The following is a 17,024-nucleotide window of genomic DNA, read 5'->3' on the forward strand; positions in this document are numbered from 1 at the left end:
ATTTCCCGGTGGTTCTGCCTTGTGCTCAGCCCCCCCTCAACCCAACAAGGAAAGAAGATGACCCTGGTTTTTAACCTGAAGCGATCGGTGCTGTGCTGCACCATTGCGATGACCGCCCCCGGCATGACCTTCGCTGCTGACAGCCAGATGGTCGTGACAGCGGCCCCTGCTGAGACCGCCGATTCACCGACGAATGGCTACACCGCCACCACCTCTACCGGGGCCAGTAAAACCGATCAACCCTTGATCACCACCGGCCAGTCGGTGTCTGTGGTCACCCGCCAGCAGATTGACGATCAGGCCGCCAATACCGTGGGTCAGGCGCTGAATTACACACCAGGGGTGTTTTCCAACTTCAGCGGCGGTGCCACCCGTTTTGACACGATAGCCCTGCGCGGCTTCCACGGCGGCGATGTCGACAATCTGTTCCTCGATGGTATGCGCCTGATGAGCGACGGCGGCAGCCATAATATTATGCAGGTCGATCCCTGGTTCCTTGAGCGCCTTGATATCATCAAAGGTCCCTCCTCTGCGTTGTATGGTCAGACCGTGCCCGGCGGGCTGGTGAATATGACCTCGAAACGCCCACAGTTTGCGCCTGAAGGGCATTTTCGTCTGACCGGCGGCACGCAGAACACCAAAGGGGCCGCCTTTGATTATACCAATGCGATTAATGACCAGTGGGCCTTCCGCCTGATCGGCATGACGCGCACCAGTGATACGCAGTACGACAACACGCGTGAAGAACGTTACGCTATCTCACCTTCATTGCTGTGGCAGCCTTCGGAAGAGACCTCCCTGTTGCTGCGTGCCTACCTGCAAAAAGATCCGTCCGGTGGTTATCACGGATCCACGCCGCTTTCCGGGAATCTGACGCAGCATAATGGACAGTGGATTAAGGAGGGTTTTAACGAAGGCGAAAGCAGCGTTGACCAGTACAAGCGGCGTGAACAGGTGTACAGCTACGCCTTCTCGCACCGTTTCAATGAGACCTGGGCAGTGCGCTCTGACGCCAGCTACACGCACAGCAGCGTTGCCCTGGATCAGGTGTATCAGAACGGTTGGATCGGTGACAGCAACCAGTTAGCGCGCGGCTACAGCGGCTCACGCGGTTCGCTGGATGCCTGGTCGACGGATAACCAGCTGGAAGCGGATTTCGCCACCGGCGAGGTGAAGCACAAAGTGGTGGTCGGTGCGGAGTACCACCAGTATAAAAACGATGTGTGGAGCGGATACGGCAGTGCCAGCCCACTCAATCCGTTCACTGGTGTGACCGCGTCTCACGCCGTCGATGTGACCTATCAGGACAACACCACCCGCCGCTACTACCAGTCCGGCATTTATTTGCAGGATGAGCTGGAGTGGAACCGCTGGCATGCCACACTGTCCGGCCGTTATGACCGCATGGTATCGGAGCAGGATAATCATACCATCGGCGTTAAAAATCGGATGCAAGACGATCATATCAGCGGGCGGGCATCGCTGCTGTACGCCTTTGAAAACGGTGTGTCGCCGTATGTCAGCTACAGCCAGGCCGTCACCCCCTCTATCCTTCCGGGCGCAGACGGCAATCTGCTGAAGCCTTCCACGGCTGAACAGTATGAAGCCGGGGTGAAATATCAGCCGCCGGGCACCAGCAATATGTACACCGCCGCGCTGTATGACCTGACGCAGAAAGATGTGGCCACGCGTGACGCTAACGATATCGCCAGCGCGACGTACATTCCTGCCGGGAAAGTGCATTCGCAAGGCATTGAGCTGGAAGCGCGTAATCAGCTGACCCCGCGCCTGAGCACGGTGGCCGGGTATACGCTGAACCGTCTGCGTTACAAAGCGTCTCAGGATGGCAATGACGGCCACACGCCACTGCTGGCGCCAAACCAGATGGCTTCCGCCTGGGCGCACTATCAGTTTGATTACGGCATCAGCGCCAGGGCCGGGGTGCGTTACATCGGTAAACAGTGGGCAAATGACGAAAACACCGCGCGCATCCCGTCAGTCACGCTGGTCGATGCCTCTGTGCGTGCCGATCTGGGTGACTGGAACAGCAGTATGAAAGGGGCGTATGTGCAGGTGAATGCCAATAACCTGCTCGGTCGTGACTATATCGCCGCCTGTTACAGCACCACCAACTGTTACGTGGGTGCTGAACGTAGCGTACTCGCCACCGTCGGTTACGATTTCTAAACGCCAGACAGTAAAAAGGGAGGCCGCGGCCTCCCTTGTTTCGACATTGTTGTGTTAACTGCGTACTTTGCGGTAAATCCAGAGCACCAGAATGGCACCAACAATCGCCACAAAAAAGCTTTTAAAGTTGAAACCACTAACATCACCGAATCCGATGCGGGTTCCGATCCAGCCACCGACAACGGCACCAATGATCCCGAGGATCACGGTCATAATGAAACCACCGCCATCTTTACCCGGCATAATCCACTTGGCGATAATACCGGCGATCAGCCCAAAAATAATCCACGTAATAACACCCATATCTCGCTCCTTAATCTATCATGACTTCACATCAGGTTTTGCAAAACGCATTAAGTATAGGCGAGGTTTCTAAGTCTGTGATTTAAATCTAAACTTTCTTCGTCTATAGCGTAAAATAAATGTAAAGCCCCTGAGAGGGGTGCCGATAACCGTTACAGGGTCGCTAACGCGCATGATTTGCTATTCGACTGGAGCCGAATGTGAAAGAGGACGACAAAGAACAATATCTGAAACGTGGGCCGCTGGCAGTTCTGGCCGTCCTGCGCGATCTGCTGGAAAGTCAAACACCGGTAATGGTGTCGCACGCCCGCGGTCAGTTCATCACACGACTGTTGTACGCGGATAAAGAGAACATAGTGCTCGATTTCGGCAGTAATCATTACGACAATCAGCTGGCGAAAGAGGCCCGGAATCTGCATATCACCGCAGAAACGCGCGGTGCCAAAGTCGAGTTTGCCCTGGCGGCGATTAGCGAGATCGAGCACGAAGGATTGCCTGCATTTTCTGCCGAGCTGCCTGAACTGCTCTGGATGATCCAACGCCGCGAATTTTTCCGCGTAATGGCACCGCTCAATCCGGTATTTTACTGCTATATTCCCTGGCCTGATGGCTCAGGTGAAGGTCGCCTGCGTTTGCAGGACCTCTCACTAGGCGGTATTGGTGTGCTGTCTGATAACGCACTGCCAGAGACGCTGAAAAGCGGCGACAGCATTAAAAAGCTGCGCGTGGAGATGGGGGAATATGGCCGTTTTGAAGTGGATGCGCAACTGATCACCATTGGTAAACGCAGCGTGGTGGGCAGTAAAAGTGAGACAATCGTGACACCGCGCCTCAGCTTACGCTTCCTGTCTCTGAATGCCGGGCAGGAGCGTGAGCTGCAACAGGTGATTTTCTCGCTGGAACGGCTGGCGCGTGATAAAGCCAACCGTTTCCAGGATTAATTTAGATGGTGCGATAGGCGGTGGTCACTTTCCACAGATAACGTGGCGCCTGAGCCGCAGGATGTTTATCCTGCACATGCTGGTAAAACGCTTCCGGTGTCATGGCGTTGATCATCGCAATGGCACGATCGCGGTCACGAGAGAAGGTCCGCAGCAAAGCGCCCGCACCGTTAGCATAAGAGACGATAGTGGCATAGCGCAGGGTTTTCGGGTCACGGATCCCTGCCAGCTGCTGCTCCTGAAGAATACGCAGGTACGCGGTACCAATATCGATATTTTTCACCGGATCACGCAGTTCAGACTTGGTTGGCTGCCCACGCAGGCCCTGTGAACGATACACTTCCCGCCCGGCCGTAGAGGCTTTTATCTGCATCAGTCCAACGGCATTCGACTTGCTGACAGCCGTTGGATTGCCGCCCGACTCCACGGTAATAATCGCTTCCACCAGCTTCTGATCCACACCATTCCGCTTTGCTGCCTGCTCGGTCATCATCGACCAGGCGCTGGCAACCTGTGAAGGCGGGGCCTGGGTTAATGGGGTATCCGGCTGACGAACCATTTTTCTCTGGGGTTCACTGGCACAACCTGCCAGTAATAATGCAGCGATAATCGCCGCCATTTTCACGCTTTTTCTCACGCTTTTCCTATCCTCTGAGCCTTAGCTTCGCGACTATCATACGGGTTGCCGGCCATTAGGAAATTACCGTAACTCTTAAATTGTGCGCCATGCTGGTGACTTCAGCGCGGCTATTCGTCATCATCGAATCAATTGGACAGCGCCCGGTTCGAAATAATTCACTGCTGGCGCATAAAAAATCATCAAAGTGAGTGTTATGGCGACAATCCCACGTACGGTCCATCTGATTGCTCCTTCTGGCTACTGCCACAATCCTGCCGCCGCAGCGCTCGGCGTTGCGCGTTTGCAGGCTGACGGACACCGGGTTGATAACAGCGGCGTTATTGCGCGCCGCGAGCAGCGTTTTGCCGGTAACGACAGCCAGCGACTGGCCGATATCAACGATCTGGCACAGCGCGATCCCTTGCCGGATATCGTTCTGGCTGTTCGCGGAGGTTATGGTGCCAGCCGACTGTTGCCGCATATTCACTACGCGGCGCTGCGTGAGCGCCTGGCCGATGCCCCGCTCGCCCTCTGCGGCCACAGCGATTTTACCGCGATTCAGCTGGCTTTATTAGCGCAAAGTCGGATGCAAAGCTTCAGCGCACCGATGCTGGCGGGCAATTTCGGTGCTGAGGTTTTGTCTGATTTTACCGTCGAGCACTTCTGGCGCGCGCTAACTTCGCCTAGATTAACACTGGAGTGGACGACAGTCTCGCAACGCGTTCAGGCTACCGGTACGGTTTGGGGCGGCAACCTGGCGATGATCGCTTCACTGATCGGCACACCCTGGATGCCTGATATTCAGGACGGCATTCTGGTGATCGAGGATGTGAATGAACACCCTTTCCGTATCGAACGCATGCTGTTGCAACTGCATCAGAGCGGTATTCTTTCCCGCCAGAAGGCCATTATTACCGGCAGCTTTAGCGGAACCACTTCTACGGATTACGACAATGGCTACGATTTCACCAGCGTCTGGAACCTGATACGCGATCTGACCGGTATTCCGGTGATTACCGGGTTACCTTTTGGCCACAGTGCGGACACCGTCACCCTGCCCCTTGGCGCCCAGGGGATGCTGACGGTGGAAAATACCACCGCCTCGTTACAGGTATCAGGACATCCTGTGCTGCGCTGATCGTTGGGAGCGCAAAAAGATGAAGCAGTTATATGAAGATCTCTGGGTATCCACCCCAGAATTTCCAGCCAGTGACGATGAGCCCGTCCTGATGATGCATGGCTTCTTACTGCAACATGTGCGTGGCAATCTGCTGATATCGCGGGTTGAACACCCGGAAGACCATCAGGTGATTGCCGATCAGGGCGGTATTATTCGCCACTATCTGACGCACTGGCATGAAGCCAGTCCGGGCGCCCGGCGCTTACAACAGCGTTTCAATTCCGCTCTCTACTGTCATGCTCGTGCATTAGGCCCGATCAGCCACTTTGCAGAGGCCGATGCCACATTCAATGCGGCCGAGGTCCACTGCGGCAGTTTTCATGTTGTGCCCACGCCAGGGCATACGCCGGGCAGCACCAGCTATCTCTATGCCTCTCCTCATGGCAAAACCTATTTATTTGTCGGTGACACTGTCACGCTATCTCATGGGCGTTGGGTGACCGTGCTGGTTGATGAGAGTAATGAGAGTGAACTGCGGCAGTCGCTGGAGTTTTATCGCGCGTTACGCCCGGATGTGGTGCTGATGGGCACCACCGCCGGGCATCTGGCCTGGCAGGAAGTGGATGTGCGCCAGTGGCTGGCGCTGCTGGATGAAGCGGAAAATAACGTGCTCGACCTGCGCCACTCGGTGCTGCCTGTCGGTGGCAGTTAGTCAGGTGCGGGGTTTGGTCACCGCCATGATAAACAGCATCGGGCGTTCCATCTCTTCCGCCAGCGCAGGCTGTTGTGCAATCTGCTGAGCTGTTGGTCCCCACTCATTTAACGCCGTAATGCTGAATCCAGCCGCAATCAGCTCGTTTACCCAGGTACCGAGCGTACGGTGCTGTTTGATCACACCTTCAGCAAACCAGTTCGTCACGCGTTGACCTTCACGCTGATAATCACTCAGCGGCCAACATTTCTGTTGCTGCTGATCGTGCTGCCAGGCTGGCTGACGAGGGGCGGTATAGATGGGATGCTCTGCGGTAAAGATAAACTGCCCGCCCGGTTTTAGCGCTGAGAATACTGTGCGCAATAATGCAGGTAGTGCTTCAACATAATGCAGCGCCAGCGCGCTCCAGGCAAAATCATACTGCTGCTCCGCAAGCTGCACTATCTCCAGATCGGCACGCCGCCAGTCAATTTTCGGGTCATCACCCAGGCTGACAGCCTGGGTCAGCATTTTCTCAGAAACATCCAGCGCCAGTACCGAGCTTGCCCCTTGCTGGCAGGCATAACGGCTGAACCAGCCATAGCCGCACCCCAAATCCACAACGTGACAGTTGTTGAGATCGGGCAATAATGCCTGCGCGGCGGGCCATTCTGGCGCGCCATCCAGCCCCTGAACAGAACGATTTAAGCTAGCATAGCCAGCGAAAAAAGCGGGGTCGTCATAAATATTTTGCGTCATTGTCGGTTTCACTGTGGTCATGGGAACTCTGGCGATCAATTTTTTAGCCGGGACATCCCTTGCACTTCATCCAGATTCACGGCCTGGGTGCGCCCGGTGGCATCAGTATAGATCAACATTTTGGTGGCGTTATCCAGGTGAGGCTTACCCTCAACCACCACGGTACTGCCATCCCGCATATGCATGATGTGGTCGCTGGTACAGCCAGCCAATAATCCCATCATCATTAACACCATTGCACTTGTCATCATCTTGTTCATGCTGCTCTCCTTTTCAACGGATGCTCTATTCTACCGCCGCAGATGCCTCTGTTTTGCAGTTTGCTGCCTTTTTCCTCTCAGAGCGGAAATAGTGTTTGAACCCGGCAGGAGATACCTGTATTTTTATCCAGCAAAAATGCACAAGGAGCAAAGATGTTTGTTGAATTGATTTATGACAAGCGCAACGTAGCCGGCCTGGCGAATGCCGAACAACTTATTCTTAATGAGCTGGAGAAGCGAGTAAAGAGAGTTTTTCCTGACGCACAGGTCAAGGTGAAGCCCATGCAGGCTAACGGTGTGAAGAGCGACGCCAGTAAAAGCGATAAATCCACGCTGTTGCGCATCGTCGAAGAGATGTTTGATGAAGCCGATCAGTGGATGGTGTCAGAAGAATTTTGATGTATACACGCGGTGACCTGCCAAGAATTTTGAATTTAGTGCGTAATAAAGATGCTTTCCATTTGCATTCGTTCAGAATCATCCTATTATTTATTTTAATAGATTTCCCTGGTGTTGGCCCGCATTAAAGCTCTTAGCGGGCTTTTTTTTGCCTAAAATATCAGTCTTTGTAACCAGTTAGCTTCCTATGTAAGCCCCATCTCTAAAGTTCCCTCTCTTGCTGCCGAAAAATTAACCATCACAATAGATAGAGAAAGATGGGCATACTATGGCCACAATTTATATTCCCTCACTGATGGGATTGCTGAGCGATGCGGAACGACAAAAAGGGGCGAGTCTGACGCGCGAAGAGGTAGAGGCACTGCGCGACACCGCCATGTGTGTGTCTATTCCCGACCGTATCGCTTTTGCGCTCGATCCGTTACAGAACTTCAGTGATATAAACCCGGAAAACTGCTGGGAAGAGTGGTCCCGCTTTCGGCATCGCGGTGAATCAGCGCGGCTGTGATCCTGTTCAGACGACGCGCCTTAGCGTCGTTTATTCGCGGCCAGCTCTTCTGTCAGCAAGTCGCATACTTTCGCGGCAAAATCTGAGCTGTCGCGCAGCATCTGAATGGCTTCCTCAAGGGTCTGTGGTGGCATCTGCCCCACAATACGCCAGCCGAGGGCGATATTTTTGGCTTCTTCAAGCCGTTCACATTGATGTTCGCCAGATGCAGTGTCAGACACGATCTTCTCCTGATTTACCTTTTGGACCTATTTTACGTAGCCTGGTGACATCATCACAACCCCGCCGCTGGATTTAAATCAGCCATTGCCTGCTTTTCATGCGTTTATTGGTTAAAAAAGGTTTTTTACTGCCTTAATTCAGATTAATACCAGCCTGAAACAACGGAAAAAATGACTCACAGAGAGGAATTTATCACTTGTTTCACTAAGGGTTATCAGGAAAAGAGTCTGATTCGGACAATTGATCACGATAAATAAAAAACCGCCCAATTAAAGGGCGGTTAATGATTTTACCTTTTATCGACGGTAGTACGGCCGTTTGCGGCCAACACCATTGATATTGAGGATGGCATAACCCGTGGGTACGCTGGTGACAGGGGTGGAGGTGACGCGGGTGGCCATCGTGAGCACGCCGTTTTCTTTCGCACCACAGCCCGCCAGCCCGTTATGTAAACTGCGTCGGGCATTCGGCGTGACCGGGCCTGTTTTCGTTTCAAGCAGCGTTTCCGTCAGGTCCGGTATAAATAAGGAACACTCGCCGCCTCAAAACACGTCGCCGTTCTTATCGCCGTGGGCGCAGCACCTGAAAAATCAGCGCCACATTGCCTTTTGCACGCCAGACCGCCGCGCAAAAAATCACATTGATAACAATTGCGGCCCAGTGCGTATGGGCATAGACATCAAACAGAAAACGAAAAGGTACAGAGGCGTAAGCCAGAATAATCAGATAGGCCAGCCACGACGCCCACCGCTGATGTCGTGCTCCGGCTTTATAGAAAAACATCAGGCGCAGCACGATTGCCGAGCACACCACCACATTAATGATGACCATAGGATCACTTGTTACCATGAGGTCCTCCTCTCCAGCGTGCCAGCCATTTTGCCGGGTCCTGCTGGCTGAAAAACGTCAACGTTTTAATCGCCAGTGCAGACAACAACACGGCGCCAAGACCATCCAGCGGTTTATCGCTGTACCCCAGCACCAGCGCCATTTTCGCCCCGACCAGGCCTGCACCATAAATACCCACGATCCATGACACCATAAAGTAGGCTGCCCGACGGATAACCTGGAGGTCTGCCGCCGTGACAACATAAAAAACGGCACCGGCAAAAGCGCCAAACAGAACACCGTAGTCGGTGACGCCGATAAATCCGGCCACGCCGGCCCCCTTTGTCGCTGCGGCTCCCAGGCTCACTGCTAATATCATTGCTGCCATGTTGCCCCCTTTGCTGTGCCCTCTTACCGATGAAGGGATATAAAAAAACCCGGCAAATGCCGGGTTGATAAACAGTTAGCGCTGTCTTGTCGGTAACTGTGTTTTTATAAAGTTACATCGTTTTTTGCGTACGCGTGAGGGGGGAAGTAAATTTCATGTTTTTTTTAGTGCCGCCGATAACCAAAATCATCAATCGTGATCCTAATCAAAACATGCTCTCCACAGGTGGAACAGCATAAAACCTCAGCGATAGCCTGATAACGAAGGAACAATATGAACACTGCATTACTCTTTTCTCTGCTGCTGATCGGTGGGCCATTGATGGGTTTTTTAGTGATTATCGGTGTTTGCCTGCCGGGCGTTCTGCTGGCGTTATGGCACCAGCTTGAAGAGCGTGTGCATATCAGAAGCGGGCATTAGCCTGCGTTACACAGGCGGGTTTTACGGCTTTTTTTATGCTGCCGATAATCGGTGCAGATGACGGGTATCCAGTGTTTGTCGTGCCTGATGCAGACTATAGTTTGCCTGTATTTTCATCCAGGTTTCCGCCGTACTCCCGACAACAACCGCGAGACGCAATGCCATCTCAGGCGTTACCGCTGTATATCCTGACAGCAATCGACTGGCCGTTGAGGGAGCAATCTCCATTGCCCTGGCGAACTGGCGAACGCTAACATGCATATCATCCAGCGCTTCCGCAATGATTTCACCAGGGTGAGCAGGGTTAGCCATTTTCATCAGTGGTAATCCTCCAGGTTAAGAATTTCAGCATCGCCATCGATAAATCTGAACGTAATACGCCAGTTACCCGACACGCTGATTGACCATATTTCCTGCCGATCGCCTTTGAGCGGATGCAGGTCGTAACCGGGCATATCGATCGCTCCGATACTGTCAGCAGCATCAATAACGGTCAGACGATGACGTATTCGGCCCACCAGTTTCTGTTCAATGCCGCTGCTATCATCTTTAAGAAAGAATTTTTTGAGTCCCTTATGTTTAAAGCTCTTAATCATGGCGCAATCCCTGTTCCGTGATGTGGAACATTATAACGGGTGTTCCACCACGTGCAACAGTCAGAAGACTTTATCGACGCTCATGCATAAAATGCTCAACAAAAGATAAAAACAACCGACGCGGGACACTCTGGAAGGCGCAGCAGATGCATCGGTCTGGTAAAGGTGGACATAAAATCAGATTACTTCGCCACCGGGAAGTCGGCATAGCGGGTGGTATATGCAGGGGACAGCATCTCCCGCTTCATCGCCCAGGATTTTTCGATGCCCTGCCCGGCAAACCATACCTTCCCCTTGCCCGACTGGTTCAACCCATCCAGCACCTGCATCAGCGCTTCGCTGTTTGGCTTCGGCTGATACTCATCAAATAAGTTTAACTGGGCCTCACCCCGGCTAAAGAAATCCCCCAGCATCACCCCGGCTTTCATATAGCGATGCCCTTCAATCCAGATACGATCGAGGGCATCCGTCGCCACACGGAGAATGTCACGCGTATCATTAGACGGGATCAGCAGCGTGCCGGAAGCCTGGTTGCCGTAGAAGACCTCGCCTTCCGCATGCGGACTGGTGCGCAGGAAGACGCTGATAAAACGGCAGAACTGTTTCTCCTGACGCAGTTTTTCACAGGCACGTTCAGCATAGGCACAGATGGCCTGATGCATCTCTTCATAGTCGGTGATGCGGTGCCCAAACGAGCGGCTGCACATAATCTGTTGCTTCGTAGGCGCAAACTCGTCCATGCCGAGGCACGGCTCGCCGCGCAGTTCGCGAGCGGTTCTTTCCAGCACCACGTTAAAATGTTTGCGGATCACCCACAGGGACGATTCCGCCAGTTGCAGCGCATTTTCAATCCCCATCAAATTGAGTTTTTTACTGATCCGGCGGCCCACACCCCACACCTCTTCTACCGGCACCAGCGCCAGCAGTTTACGCTGGCGAGCAACATTCGACAGGTCGACCACGCCGCCTGCCTTGCTCCACTTTTTCGCCGCATAATTGGCGAGTTTAGCCAGCGTTTTAGTCGGCCCAATCCCCACGCCCACCGTCAGCCCCGTCTCTTTCAGTATGCGGCTGCGCATCTGGTGACCAAAGGCGTCCAACGGCATGCAGTTCGCCACCCCGGCAACATCAATAAAGGCTTCATCAATCGAGTAAATCTCAATGCCCGGGGACATCTCAGTCAGCAACATCATCACCCGCTCACTGAGGTCAGCATAGAGCGCGTAGTTAGAGCTGAACACGTGTACATGCTGGCGATGCAGCTCTTGTTTCAGCTTAAAATAAGGCGCGCCCATTTTGATCCCCAGCGCTTTGGCTTCCGCCGAGCGGGAGATCACACAGCCGTCGTTATTGGATACCACCACCACGGGCTGTCCACGCAGATCCGGGCGAAAAACCGTTTCACAGGAAGTGTAGAAGCTGTTCACATCCACCAGCGCATACATGGTTATTTGTGTGCTTTAAGGGTAAACGTCACCACGCCGAAAATCTCCAGCTCTTCCTCACTCAGGAAGGAGATCGCCGAATACTCACTGTTATGGGGAACCAGTTGCAGCGTGGGCCGGGTACGTAACTCTTTGACCGTAAATTCCCCCGCCACAGCAGCTACCACGATGTCGCCATGAACGGCGGTCAGTGAGCGGTCGACGATCAGCAGGTCACCGTCACCGATCCCTGCCCCACGCATCGAGTCACCGCTCACCTTGATAAAATAGGTGGCGCTGGGGTGTTTAATGGCAAACTTGTTGAGATCAAGGCGATCTTCAACATAGTCCTGCGCCGGGCTGGGAAACCCACACGGAACGCGCTCAAGGAAGAGAGGCAGGTGGAGGGCGTGATAACTGTCGATCGGGCGGATGAACTGCATAAGGGGAATCTCAACAACACTGTATTTATATACAGTACCGCTGAATCGGTGCTGCGATCAAGCACCTTGCGGTGAGATTCTGGAAAGCGCCTGAAGTGGCGGGAAATTTAGTTGTTCGATGAGTCTTCACCGTCACCGCGACATTTAACGCGGTACCCGCTGTCGCCTGCAACGTTCTGAGCAGTAGCGCACCTCTTCCCAGCAGCTCGCCCATTTTCTGCGCCAGCTGAAAGGCCGCCCGCAAACCGCGCAAATTTTGACTGGGAGATCGCTCTTTTTTTTCACAACGGCTTACCGGCATCCAGGCGGGCCAGAAGCCCTTCACCGTGCTGCCAGAGCGCCTGCTGCCGGGCTTCTGTCATACGATCAAGGTTTTTATACGTCAGGTTCATACGCGGATTATTCCGCAAAATATCGCTATGGCGCATCAAAAAATGCCAGTAGAGGGCGTTGAACGGGCAGGCGTTGTCAGTCGTGCTTTCACTGACTTTATAGGCGCAGCTACGGCAGTAATCAGACATACGATGAATATACTGGCCGCTGGCACAGTAAGGTTTAGATCCCAGATATCCCCCGTCGGCATGCATCACCATACCCAGCGTATTGGGGAGTTCAACCCAGTCAAATGCATCCATATAAATCGCCAGATACCACTGGCATACCTGTTCTGGTGCAATACCCGCGAGCAACGCAAAATTACCGGTTACCATCAGGCGCTGAATATGGTGGGCATAGGCATGTTCCAGGCTTTGCCCGATGGTTTGCCGCATACAGTTCATCTGAGTTTCACCCGTCCAGTAGAACTCTGGCAGCATCCGCCGATTTGCAAACAGATTACCGCTGGCGTACTCGGGCATTTTCAGCCAGTAGACGCCGCGCACATACTCACGCCATCCAATCAACTGACGGATAAATCCTTCGGCAGCATTGAGTGCAACATGGCCTGCCTTAAAGGCAGACGCCACATCAGCGCATAACTGGCGCATGTCAAGCAGGCCGATATTAAGCGCCGCACTGATGCGGGCATGGAACAAAAAAGGCTCATCGCTGGCCATCGCATCCTGATAGTCACCAAACGCTGCAAGACCGTAATCGAGAAAATAATCCCACAGCGCGCGCGCATCTTCGTGAGTCACCGGATAATCGAAGGAAGTGGCTGAACCATAATGATGGCTAAAATGTTCGCCCACCAGTGCCATGACGTCACGGGTAATGGCATCTGCACTGAAACGTGCCGGGTATGGCGCTGTGACATTCCTGGGCAGCGCTTTGCGGTTTTCAGCATCAAAATTCCATGCCCCACCAACAGGACTGCCGTCGTCGTTCAGCAACAACCCACTCTTGCGGCGCATCTCACGATAAAAAAACTCCATGCGCAGCTGTTTTTTACCTGCAGCCCAGGAAGAGAACTCACTACGCGTGCACAGAAATCGGGTATCGCTATGCCAGTGAATCGGGAATTCACACGCCTTTATCGACTCCTCCAGTCGCCAGTCGCCGCACTCGGTCAGATGCACTTCGTCCGGCGCCACCAGCGAGTGCCAGCGCCTGAGCTCCCCGGGTATTGACCCGCTGTTTTTCGGGTCATCGAGAGTGACATATTCAACCCGGATGCCACGTTGCTGTAACGCCTGGGCAAAATGACGCATGGCGCTGAAGATCAATATGATTTTTTGCGGATGATGAGGAACATGGCTGGCCTCCTCCATGACCTCGACGAGTAAAACCGTATCGCGCTCCGCCTCCAACCCCTGTAATGAGGCCAGGTCAAACGATAGCTGGTCGCCCAGAACCAGACACAAACGGTGCAGATTATTCATGACATTGCGACCTGCGAAAATGAAATATAAGCATGCAGTAAACCCGGCCTGTTGGCGTTTAACAGCAGATAAGCACGATTAGCATAGCATTTGCCCTTGAAGAAAACCGTCACAAACCCAGTGGACATTCTTTAAACCGGGTAACAGGCCGCTATTTTTATAGTAGAAAAAGCGTTACTCCGATCAGCGGCGCTGAACATGATGCGACAATAATGTATGTGGCAAAGCGGGACGGCAAAAAAGCAAAAACCGCCATCAGGCGGTCTGTGACAAAATCGGTAACGGTTACTGCTGAAGGGTGAATCTCGTCTCGCAATGCGGGCATTTCATCGGAGATGCTTTTGATTGCTTGGTAATCGACTGCCGACCGGGTCGGTGACAATCAGGGCATTCCACTTCGGTGGTAATCAGTTTAATCCGCTGCATGGCATACTTGAAGTAGGTCATAACCATTTTCCTCGTATCGCTGCCTGGAGACCTAAATTAACATAGCGTGCTAATGGTTAACCAGCACTTATCGGAATTTTTTACTCATTCTTACAGAACCGGAGCGGGAAGTGATGCCATCATTCATCCCCCCTCTGTGAAAAAATGCTATTTAACCTGAGTGGCAACCGATCACCTTTAAACAACCCCTGCCATTTCCTATTGTTGACTCTTCATTTATCACACGAGTCTTAAATTAGCGGAGAATTTTCTCCCACCAACACGAACGTATTCCCTTAAGACCCTGTACAGATAAATAGGTGTGTACATGACAATCAGGCTTTCTCACGAATGTAATGGTGATCTCCCCTGCAGCATCTTGTGTGATTTCGATGGAACGATTAGCCCTGAAGACACAACGGATACCCTGCTGGCACGTTTTGCTCTTCCCGGATGGGAAACGCTGGAGCAGCAGTGGCTGGCGGGTGAAATAGGCTCTGAAGAGTGCATGTCAGGGCAAATTGCGCTACTGGATATGACGCGTGACGCACTGGATAATTGTCTGAGCGGTATCCCTATCGACCCTGCTTTTAAATACTTTGTCGCCCTCGCTCAACGCTTTTCGGTTCCCCTGACAATTGTTAGCGACGGGCTGGATTACGCTATCCAGCGCATCCTGGATCATCACGGCCTGGGGCATTTACCCATCATCGCCAATCATCTGGAACAATATAGCGAACGCCGCTGGAAGCTTAGTTTTCCCTGGCGTGATGACCACTGTCGCCATGCCAGCGGCGTATGCAAATGTGCCGTTGCTCAAACCACTAAGGGCCGGGTACTGATGGTGGGCGATGGACGTTCTGATTTTTGCGTGTCACAGCAGGCCGATCACGTTCTGGCGAGGGGGGATTTAATCGAAGAGTGCCGCCGTCAGGGGATTACACACACGGTATTTCACCACTTCAGTGATGCGATACCCTCACTCGAGCGGTTACTTCACACGCCAGCAAGAGAGCCTGACCCCACTTCTTTTAATCCGCTGATGCCATGGAAGACGCATGATTAAAAAATATGATTTTCTGCTGCCCGGCACCAGCCGGATCGGCGTGCTGCTGATCCACGGGCTCACCGGAACGCCTGCCGAAATGCGAGGTGTGGCCCGAGAGCTTAATCAAGCCGGTCATACGGTTTACGCTGTGCAGCTGGCGGGCCACTGTGGCAGCGTTGACGATCTGATCGCCACTCGCTGGCAGGACTGGTATCAAAGCGTTATCAACGGGGCGCAAAAACTGCGGCAGCAGGTAGACCATCTGGTGGTCGGTGGTCTGTCGATGGGCGCCGTGCTGGCATTAAAATATGCGTCTGATTTTCCGGTGGACAGCGTCCTGGTCTATAGCGCAACGTTTCGTTATGACGGCTGGAGCATTCCTCCTCTTTCGCGCTTCGCCGCGCCATGGCTACTGCCGCTGGCCGGGTGTTTTCACCTGGGCCGCCATCGCCTATTCAACGAGAAAGAGCCTTACGGTATCCGTAATGAAAGCCTGCGCCGCCGTATTGCCAAAAGCATGCAGGAAGGCGACAGCGGAGTGGCCGGACTGCCGGGAAATCCGTGGCCGTCACTGAGCCAGATGATGGCGCTATCGCGCAACGTACGCAGGGCGCTCCCACAGGTCACCGCCCCCTGTCTGGTGCTCCACGCCGAAAATGACGATATCGCCCACCGTCGTAATGCACTGTTGGTACGTGACAACGTCAGCGGCGAGGTGGCACTGACGCTGTTGAAGAACAGTTACCATATGATCACTATTGATAACGATCGCACGGAGCTGATCGCCCTTACGCTGGGTTTTATCCAGCAGCAAAGCGAGGCGAAGAACAACAGGGAACCTGCCGCCTTGCGTTTACACACCACGCTCAGTACCCCGGCGTGATAAGTCAATTCTCCCTGGCGTTGTGGCTGTTAAATATCCTTCTCGATACCTGCGGCCAGCTCGCCTTTAAAGCCGCCACGCATAACAGCACCCGGTTTAGTGGCCTCGCCTACTGGCGTCATATGCTGCGCCATGGCTGGATCTGGCTGGGTGCAGCCTGTTACGTACTGGAGTTTGTCCTCTGGCTGGCCTTCTTATCGCTGGTTCCGCTGTCCGTCGCCATGATGCTGGGATCCATCAATGTCGTGGTGGTGATGGCGGCAGCCAGAGTGTGGCTTAAAGAGCGGTTAAGCCGGTGGCGCGTGATTGGTATTGTGCTTATCGCGCTGGGTGTGACGGCCGTAGGAATGGGATAATGACACGCTTTTATCTGCTGGGATTTTTAGCGCTGATGCTGTTTGATACGCTGGCACAGGTGAGTTTCAAATACACGGCGATCTACGCGTCTCCGTTGACGCTGGATGCCGCATGGTTGTACCGCATCTTTGCTCATGTGTGGGTTTATATTGCCTTTGCAGGCTATCTTGGCGCTTTTTATACCTGGATGACGTTGCTCAGGTACGCACCCGTCGGCCCCGCTTTTGCCGCTTCGCATCTTGATATTATCTCCGTGGCGCTGATATCCCTCTGGCTGTTTAACGACGATCTCTCGCTGGCTAAAATGATCGGTGGCGTGCTGATCCTGCTGGGTATTCTCTGCCTGGCCAGAGATGCGCATCTTCACCCGCACTGATTAAAC

The 17,024-nt window shown here is 53.4% G+C and carries 25 protein-coding genes; 11 read left to right on the forward strand and 14 right to left on the reverse strand.

Features of this window, described 5'->3' with window-relative positions:
* Nucleotides 1-57: 57 nt before the first annotated feature.
* Nucleotides 58-2,187, forward strand: a complete 2,130-nt coding sequence (locus ACFL9S_RS07720) for a TonB-dependent siderophore receptor (RefSeq protein ID WP_405261251.1) — start codon at nucleotides 58-60, stop codon at nucleotides 2,185-2,187.
* Between the two features lie 54 nt (nucleotides 2,188-2,241).
* Here ACFL9S_RS07720 and ACFL9S_RS07725 read toward each other — a convergent pair whose 3' ends face one another.
* Nucleotides 2,242-2,490 (reverse strand): GlsB/YeaQ/YmgE family stress response membrane protein, encoded by a 249-nt coding sequence (locus ACFL9S_RS07725; protein ID WP_405261252.1) that lies wholly within the window; start codon nucleotides 2,488-2,490, stop codon nucleotides 2,242-2,244.
* Nucleotides 2,491-2,690: 200 nt separating this feature from the next.
* Here ACFL9S_RS07725 and ACFL9S_RS07730 point away from each other — a divergent pair, with 200 nt between their 5' ends.
* A complete protein-coding gene (locus ACFL9S_RS07730) occupies nucleotides 2,691-3,431 on the forward strand; it encodes a flagellar brake protein (protein ID WP_405261253.1) in 741 nt (246 codons plus the stop codon).
* Between the two features lies 1 nt (nucleotide 3,432).
* Here ACFL9S_RS07730 and emtA read toward each other — a convergent pair whose 3' ends face one another.
* Nucleotides 3,433-4,068, reverse strand: coding sequence for a membrane-bound lytic murein transglycosylase EmtA (emtA, locus tag ACFL9S_RS07735; RefSeq protein ID WP_405261254.1), 636 nt, complete (start codon nucleotides 4,066-4,068; stop codon nucleotides 3,433-3,435).
* Nucleotides 4,069-4,264: 196 nt separating this feature from the next.
* Here emtA and ldcA point away from each other — a divergent pair, with 196 nt between their 5' ends.
* Nucleotides 4,265-5,188, forward strand: coding sequence for a muramoyltetrapeptide carboxypeptidase (gene ldcA, locus ACFL9S_RS07740; protein ID WP_405261255.1), 924 nt, complete (start codon nucleotides 4,265-4,267; stop codon nucleotides 5,186-5,188).
* A 19-nt stretch (nucleotides 5,189-5,207) separates the two neighbouring features.
* Nucleotides 5,208-5,882 (forward strand): MBL fold metallo-hydrolase, encoded by a 675-nt coding sequence (locus ACFL9S_RS07745; RefSeq protein WP_405261256.1) that lies wholly within the window; start codon nucleotides 5,208-5,210, stop codon nucleotides 5,880-5,882.
* On the opposite strand, the gene ACFL9S_RS07750 is transcribed toward ACFL9S_RS07745, so the two are convergent.
* Both ACFL9S_RS07750 and ACFL9S_RS07755 read right to left on the reverse strand, forming a co-directional pair.
* Nucleotides 5,883-6,620, reverse strand: coding sequence for a class I SAM-dependent methyltransferase (locus ACFL9S_RS07750; RefSeq protein WP_405261354.1), 738 nt, complete (start codon nucleotides 6,618-6,620; stop codon nucleotides 5,883-5,885).
* 35 nt (nucleotides 6,621-6,655) lie between these two features.
* On the reverse strand, nucleotides 6,656-6,880 hold the full coding sequence (locus tag ACFL9S_RS07755) for a YgdI/YgdR family lipoprotein (RefSeq protein ID WP_405261257.1): 225 nt from the start codon (nucleotides 6,878-6,880) through the stop codon (nucleotides 6,656-6,658).
* A 153-nt stretch (nucleotides 6,881-7,033) separates the two neighbouring features.
* On the opposite strand from ACFL9S_RS07755, the gene ACFL9S_RS07760 reads away from it, so the two are divergent.
* Together ACFL9S_RS07760 and ACFL9S_RS07765 are read left to right on the forward strand one after the other, a co-directional pair.
* Nucleotides 7,034-7,279: a DinI-like family protein gene (locus ACFL9S_RS07760; protein ID WP_133843362.1), complete on the forward strand. Its 246-nt coding sequence runs from the start codon at nucleotides 7,034-7,036 to the stop codon at nucleotides 7,277-7,279.
* Nucleotides 7,280-7,547: 268 nt separating this feature from the next.
* Entirely contained in the window at nucleotides 7,548-7,787 is a 240-nt protein-coding gene (locus ACFL9S_RS07765) for a hypothetical protein (protein WP_405261258.1), read from the forward strand.
* A gap of 20 nt (nucleotides 7,788-7,807) precedes the next feature.
* Here ACFL9S_RS07765 and ACFL9S_RS07770 read toward each other — a convergent pair whose 3' ends face one another.
* From ACFL9S_RS07770 to ACFL9S_RS07780, 3 genes are all read right to left on the reverse strand, one after another.
* Nucleotides 7,808-8,008 (reverse strand): hypothetical protein, encoded by a 201-nt coding sequence (locus tag ACFL9S_RS07770; protein WP_405261259.1) that lies wholly within the window; start codon nucleotides 8,006-8,008, stop codon nucleotides 7,808-7,810.
* A 562-nt stretch (nucleotides 8,009-8,570) separates the two neighbouring features.
* Entirely contained in the window at nucleotides 8,571-8,858 is a 288-nt protein-coding gene (locus tag ACFL9S_RS07775) for a phage holin family protein (RefSeq protein ID WP_405261260.1), read from the reverse strand.
* Nucleotides 8,845-9,225: a putative holin gene (locus tag ACFL9S_RS07780; RefSeq protein ID WP_405261261.1), complete on the reverse strand. Its 381-nt coding sequence runs from the start codon at nucleotides 9,223-9,225 to the stop codon at nucleotides 8,845-8,847. The genes ACFL9S_RS07775 and ACFL9S_RS07780 overlap by 14 nt, the downstream gene beginning before the upstream one ends.
* Nucleotides 9,226-9,498: 273 nt before the next feature.
* On the opposite strand from ACFL9S_RS07780, the gene ACFL9S_RS07785 reads away from it, so the two are divergent.
* Nucleotides 9,499-9,645 (forward strand): hypothetical protein, encoded by a 147-nt coding sequence (locus ACFL9S_RS07785; protein WP_405261262.1) that lies wholly within the window; start codon nucleotides 9,499-9,501, stop codon nucleotides 9,643-9,645.
* A gap of 33 nt (nucleotides 9,646-9,678) precedes the next feature.
* Here the strand turns inward: ACFL9S_RS07785 and ACFL9S_RS07790 are convergent, their stop codons facing one another.
* From ACFL9S_RS07790 to ACFL9S_RS07820, 7 genes are all read right to left on the reverse strand, one after another.
* Complete coding sequence (locus ACFL9S_RS07790) at nucleotides 9,679-9,963, reverse strand: HigA family addiction module antitoxin (RefSeq protein ID WP_405261263.1); 285 nt, start codon at nucleotides 9,961-9,963, stop codon at nucleotides 9,679-9,681.
* Nucleotides 9,963-10,241 (reverse strand): type II toxin-antitoxin system RelE/ParE family toxin, encoded by a 279-nt coding sequence (locus ACFL9S_RS07795; protein ID WP_405261264.1) that lies wholly within the window; start codon nucleotides 10,239-10,241, stop codon nucleotides 9,963-9,965. The genes ACFL9S_RS07790 and ACFL9S_RS07795 overlap by 1 nt, the downstream gene beginning before the upstream one ends.
* A gap of 182 nt (nucleotides 10,242-10,423) precedes the next feature.
* Nucleotides 10,424-11,686, reverse strand: a complete 1,263-nt coding sequence (gene umuC, locus ACFL9S_RS07800; RefSeq protein WP_405261265.1) for a translesion error-prone DNA polymerase V subunit UmuC — start codon at nucleotides 11,684-11,686, stop codon at nucleotides 10,424-10,426.
* A 2-nt stretch (nucleotides 11,687-11,688) separates the two neighbouring features.
* A complete protein-coding gene (umuD, locus tag ACFL9S_RS07805) occupies nucleotides 11,689-12,108 on the reverse strand; it encodes a translesion error-prone DNA polymerase V autoproteolytic subunit (RefSeq protein ID WP_405261266.1) in 420 nt (139 codons plus the stop codon).
* A 144-nt stretch (nucleotides 12,109-12,252) separates the two neighbouring features.
* Nucleotides 12,253-12,393: a DUF2256 domain-containing protein gene (locus ACFL9S_RS07810; protein WP_405261267.1), complete on the reverse strand. Its 141-nt coding sequence runs from the start codon at nucleotides 12,391-12,393 to the stop codon at nucleotides 12,253-12,255.
* Nucleotides 12,390-13,928, reverse strand: coding sequence for a cryptochrome/photolyase family protein (locus ACFL9S_RS07815; RefSeq protein ID WP_405261269.1), 1,539 nt, complete (start codon nucleotides 13,926-13,928; stop codon nucleotides 12,390-12,392). The genes ACFL9S_RS07810 and ACFL9S_RS07815 overlap by 4 nt, the downstream gene beginning before the upstream one ends.
* A gap of 285 nt (nucleotides 13,929-14,213) precedes the next feature.
* The gene (locus tag ACFL9S_RS07820) at nucleotides 14,214-14,381 is read right to left on the reverse strand and encodes a YnfU family zinc-binding protein (RefSeq protein ID WP_405261270.1); all 168 of its coding nucleotides are present in this window, start codon (nucleotides 14,379-14,381) and stop codon (nucleotides 14,214-14,216) included.
* A 301-nt stretch (nucleotides 14,382-14,682) separates the two neighbouring features.
* On the opposite strand from ACFL9S_RS07820, the gene ACFL9S_RS07825 reads away from it, so the two are divergent.
* The 4 genes from ACFL9S_RS07825 to ACFL9S_RS07840 are packed head-to-tail and all read left to right on the forward strand — an operon-like array spanning nucleotide 14,683 to nucleotide 17,018.
* Complete coding sequence (locus tag ACFL9S_RS07825; protein WP_405261271.1) at nucleotides 14,683-15,420, forward strand: MtnX-like HAD-IB family phosphatase; 738 nt, start codon at nucleotides 14,683-14,685, stop codon at nucleotides 15,418-15,420.
* Nucleotides 15,413-16,285 carry an alpha/beta hydrolase gene (locus ACFL9S_RS07830; RefSeq protein WP_405261272.1) on the forward strand — a complete coding sequence of 291 codons (873 nt, stop codon included), beginning with the start codon at nucleotides 15,413-15,415 and terminating at the stop codon, nucleotides 16,283-16,285. Before ACFL9S_RS07825 ends, ACFL9S_RS07830 begins: the two co-directional genes overlap by 8 nt.
* Nucleotides 16,282-16,641 (forward strand): EamA family transporter, encoded by a 360-nt coding sequence (locus ACFL9S_RS07835; protein WP_405261273.1) that lies wholly within the window; start codon nucleotides 16,282-16,284, stop codon nucleotides 16,639-16,641. Before ACFL9S_RS07830 ends, ACFL9S_RS07835 begins: the two co-directional genes overlap by 4 nt.
* Nucleotides 16,641-17,018, forward strand: coding sequence for a DMT family transporter (locus ACFL9S_RS07840; RefSeq protein WP_405261274.1), 378 nt, complete (start codon nucleotides 16,641-16,643; stop codon nucleotides 17,016-17,018). Before ACFL9S_RS07835 ends, ACFL9S_RS07840 begins: the two co-directional genes overlap by 1 nt.
* Nucleotides 17,019-17,024: the final 6 nt, after the last annotated feature.

The sequence above is a fragment of the Erwinia sp. AnSW2-5 genome (assembly GCF_045107195.1).
GTDB lineage: Bacteria > Pseudomonadota > Gammaproteobacteria > Enterobacterales > Enterobacteriaceae > Erwinia.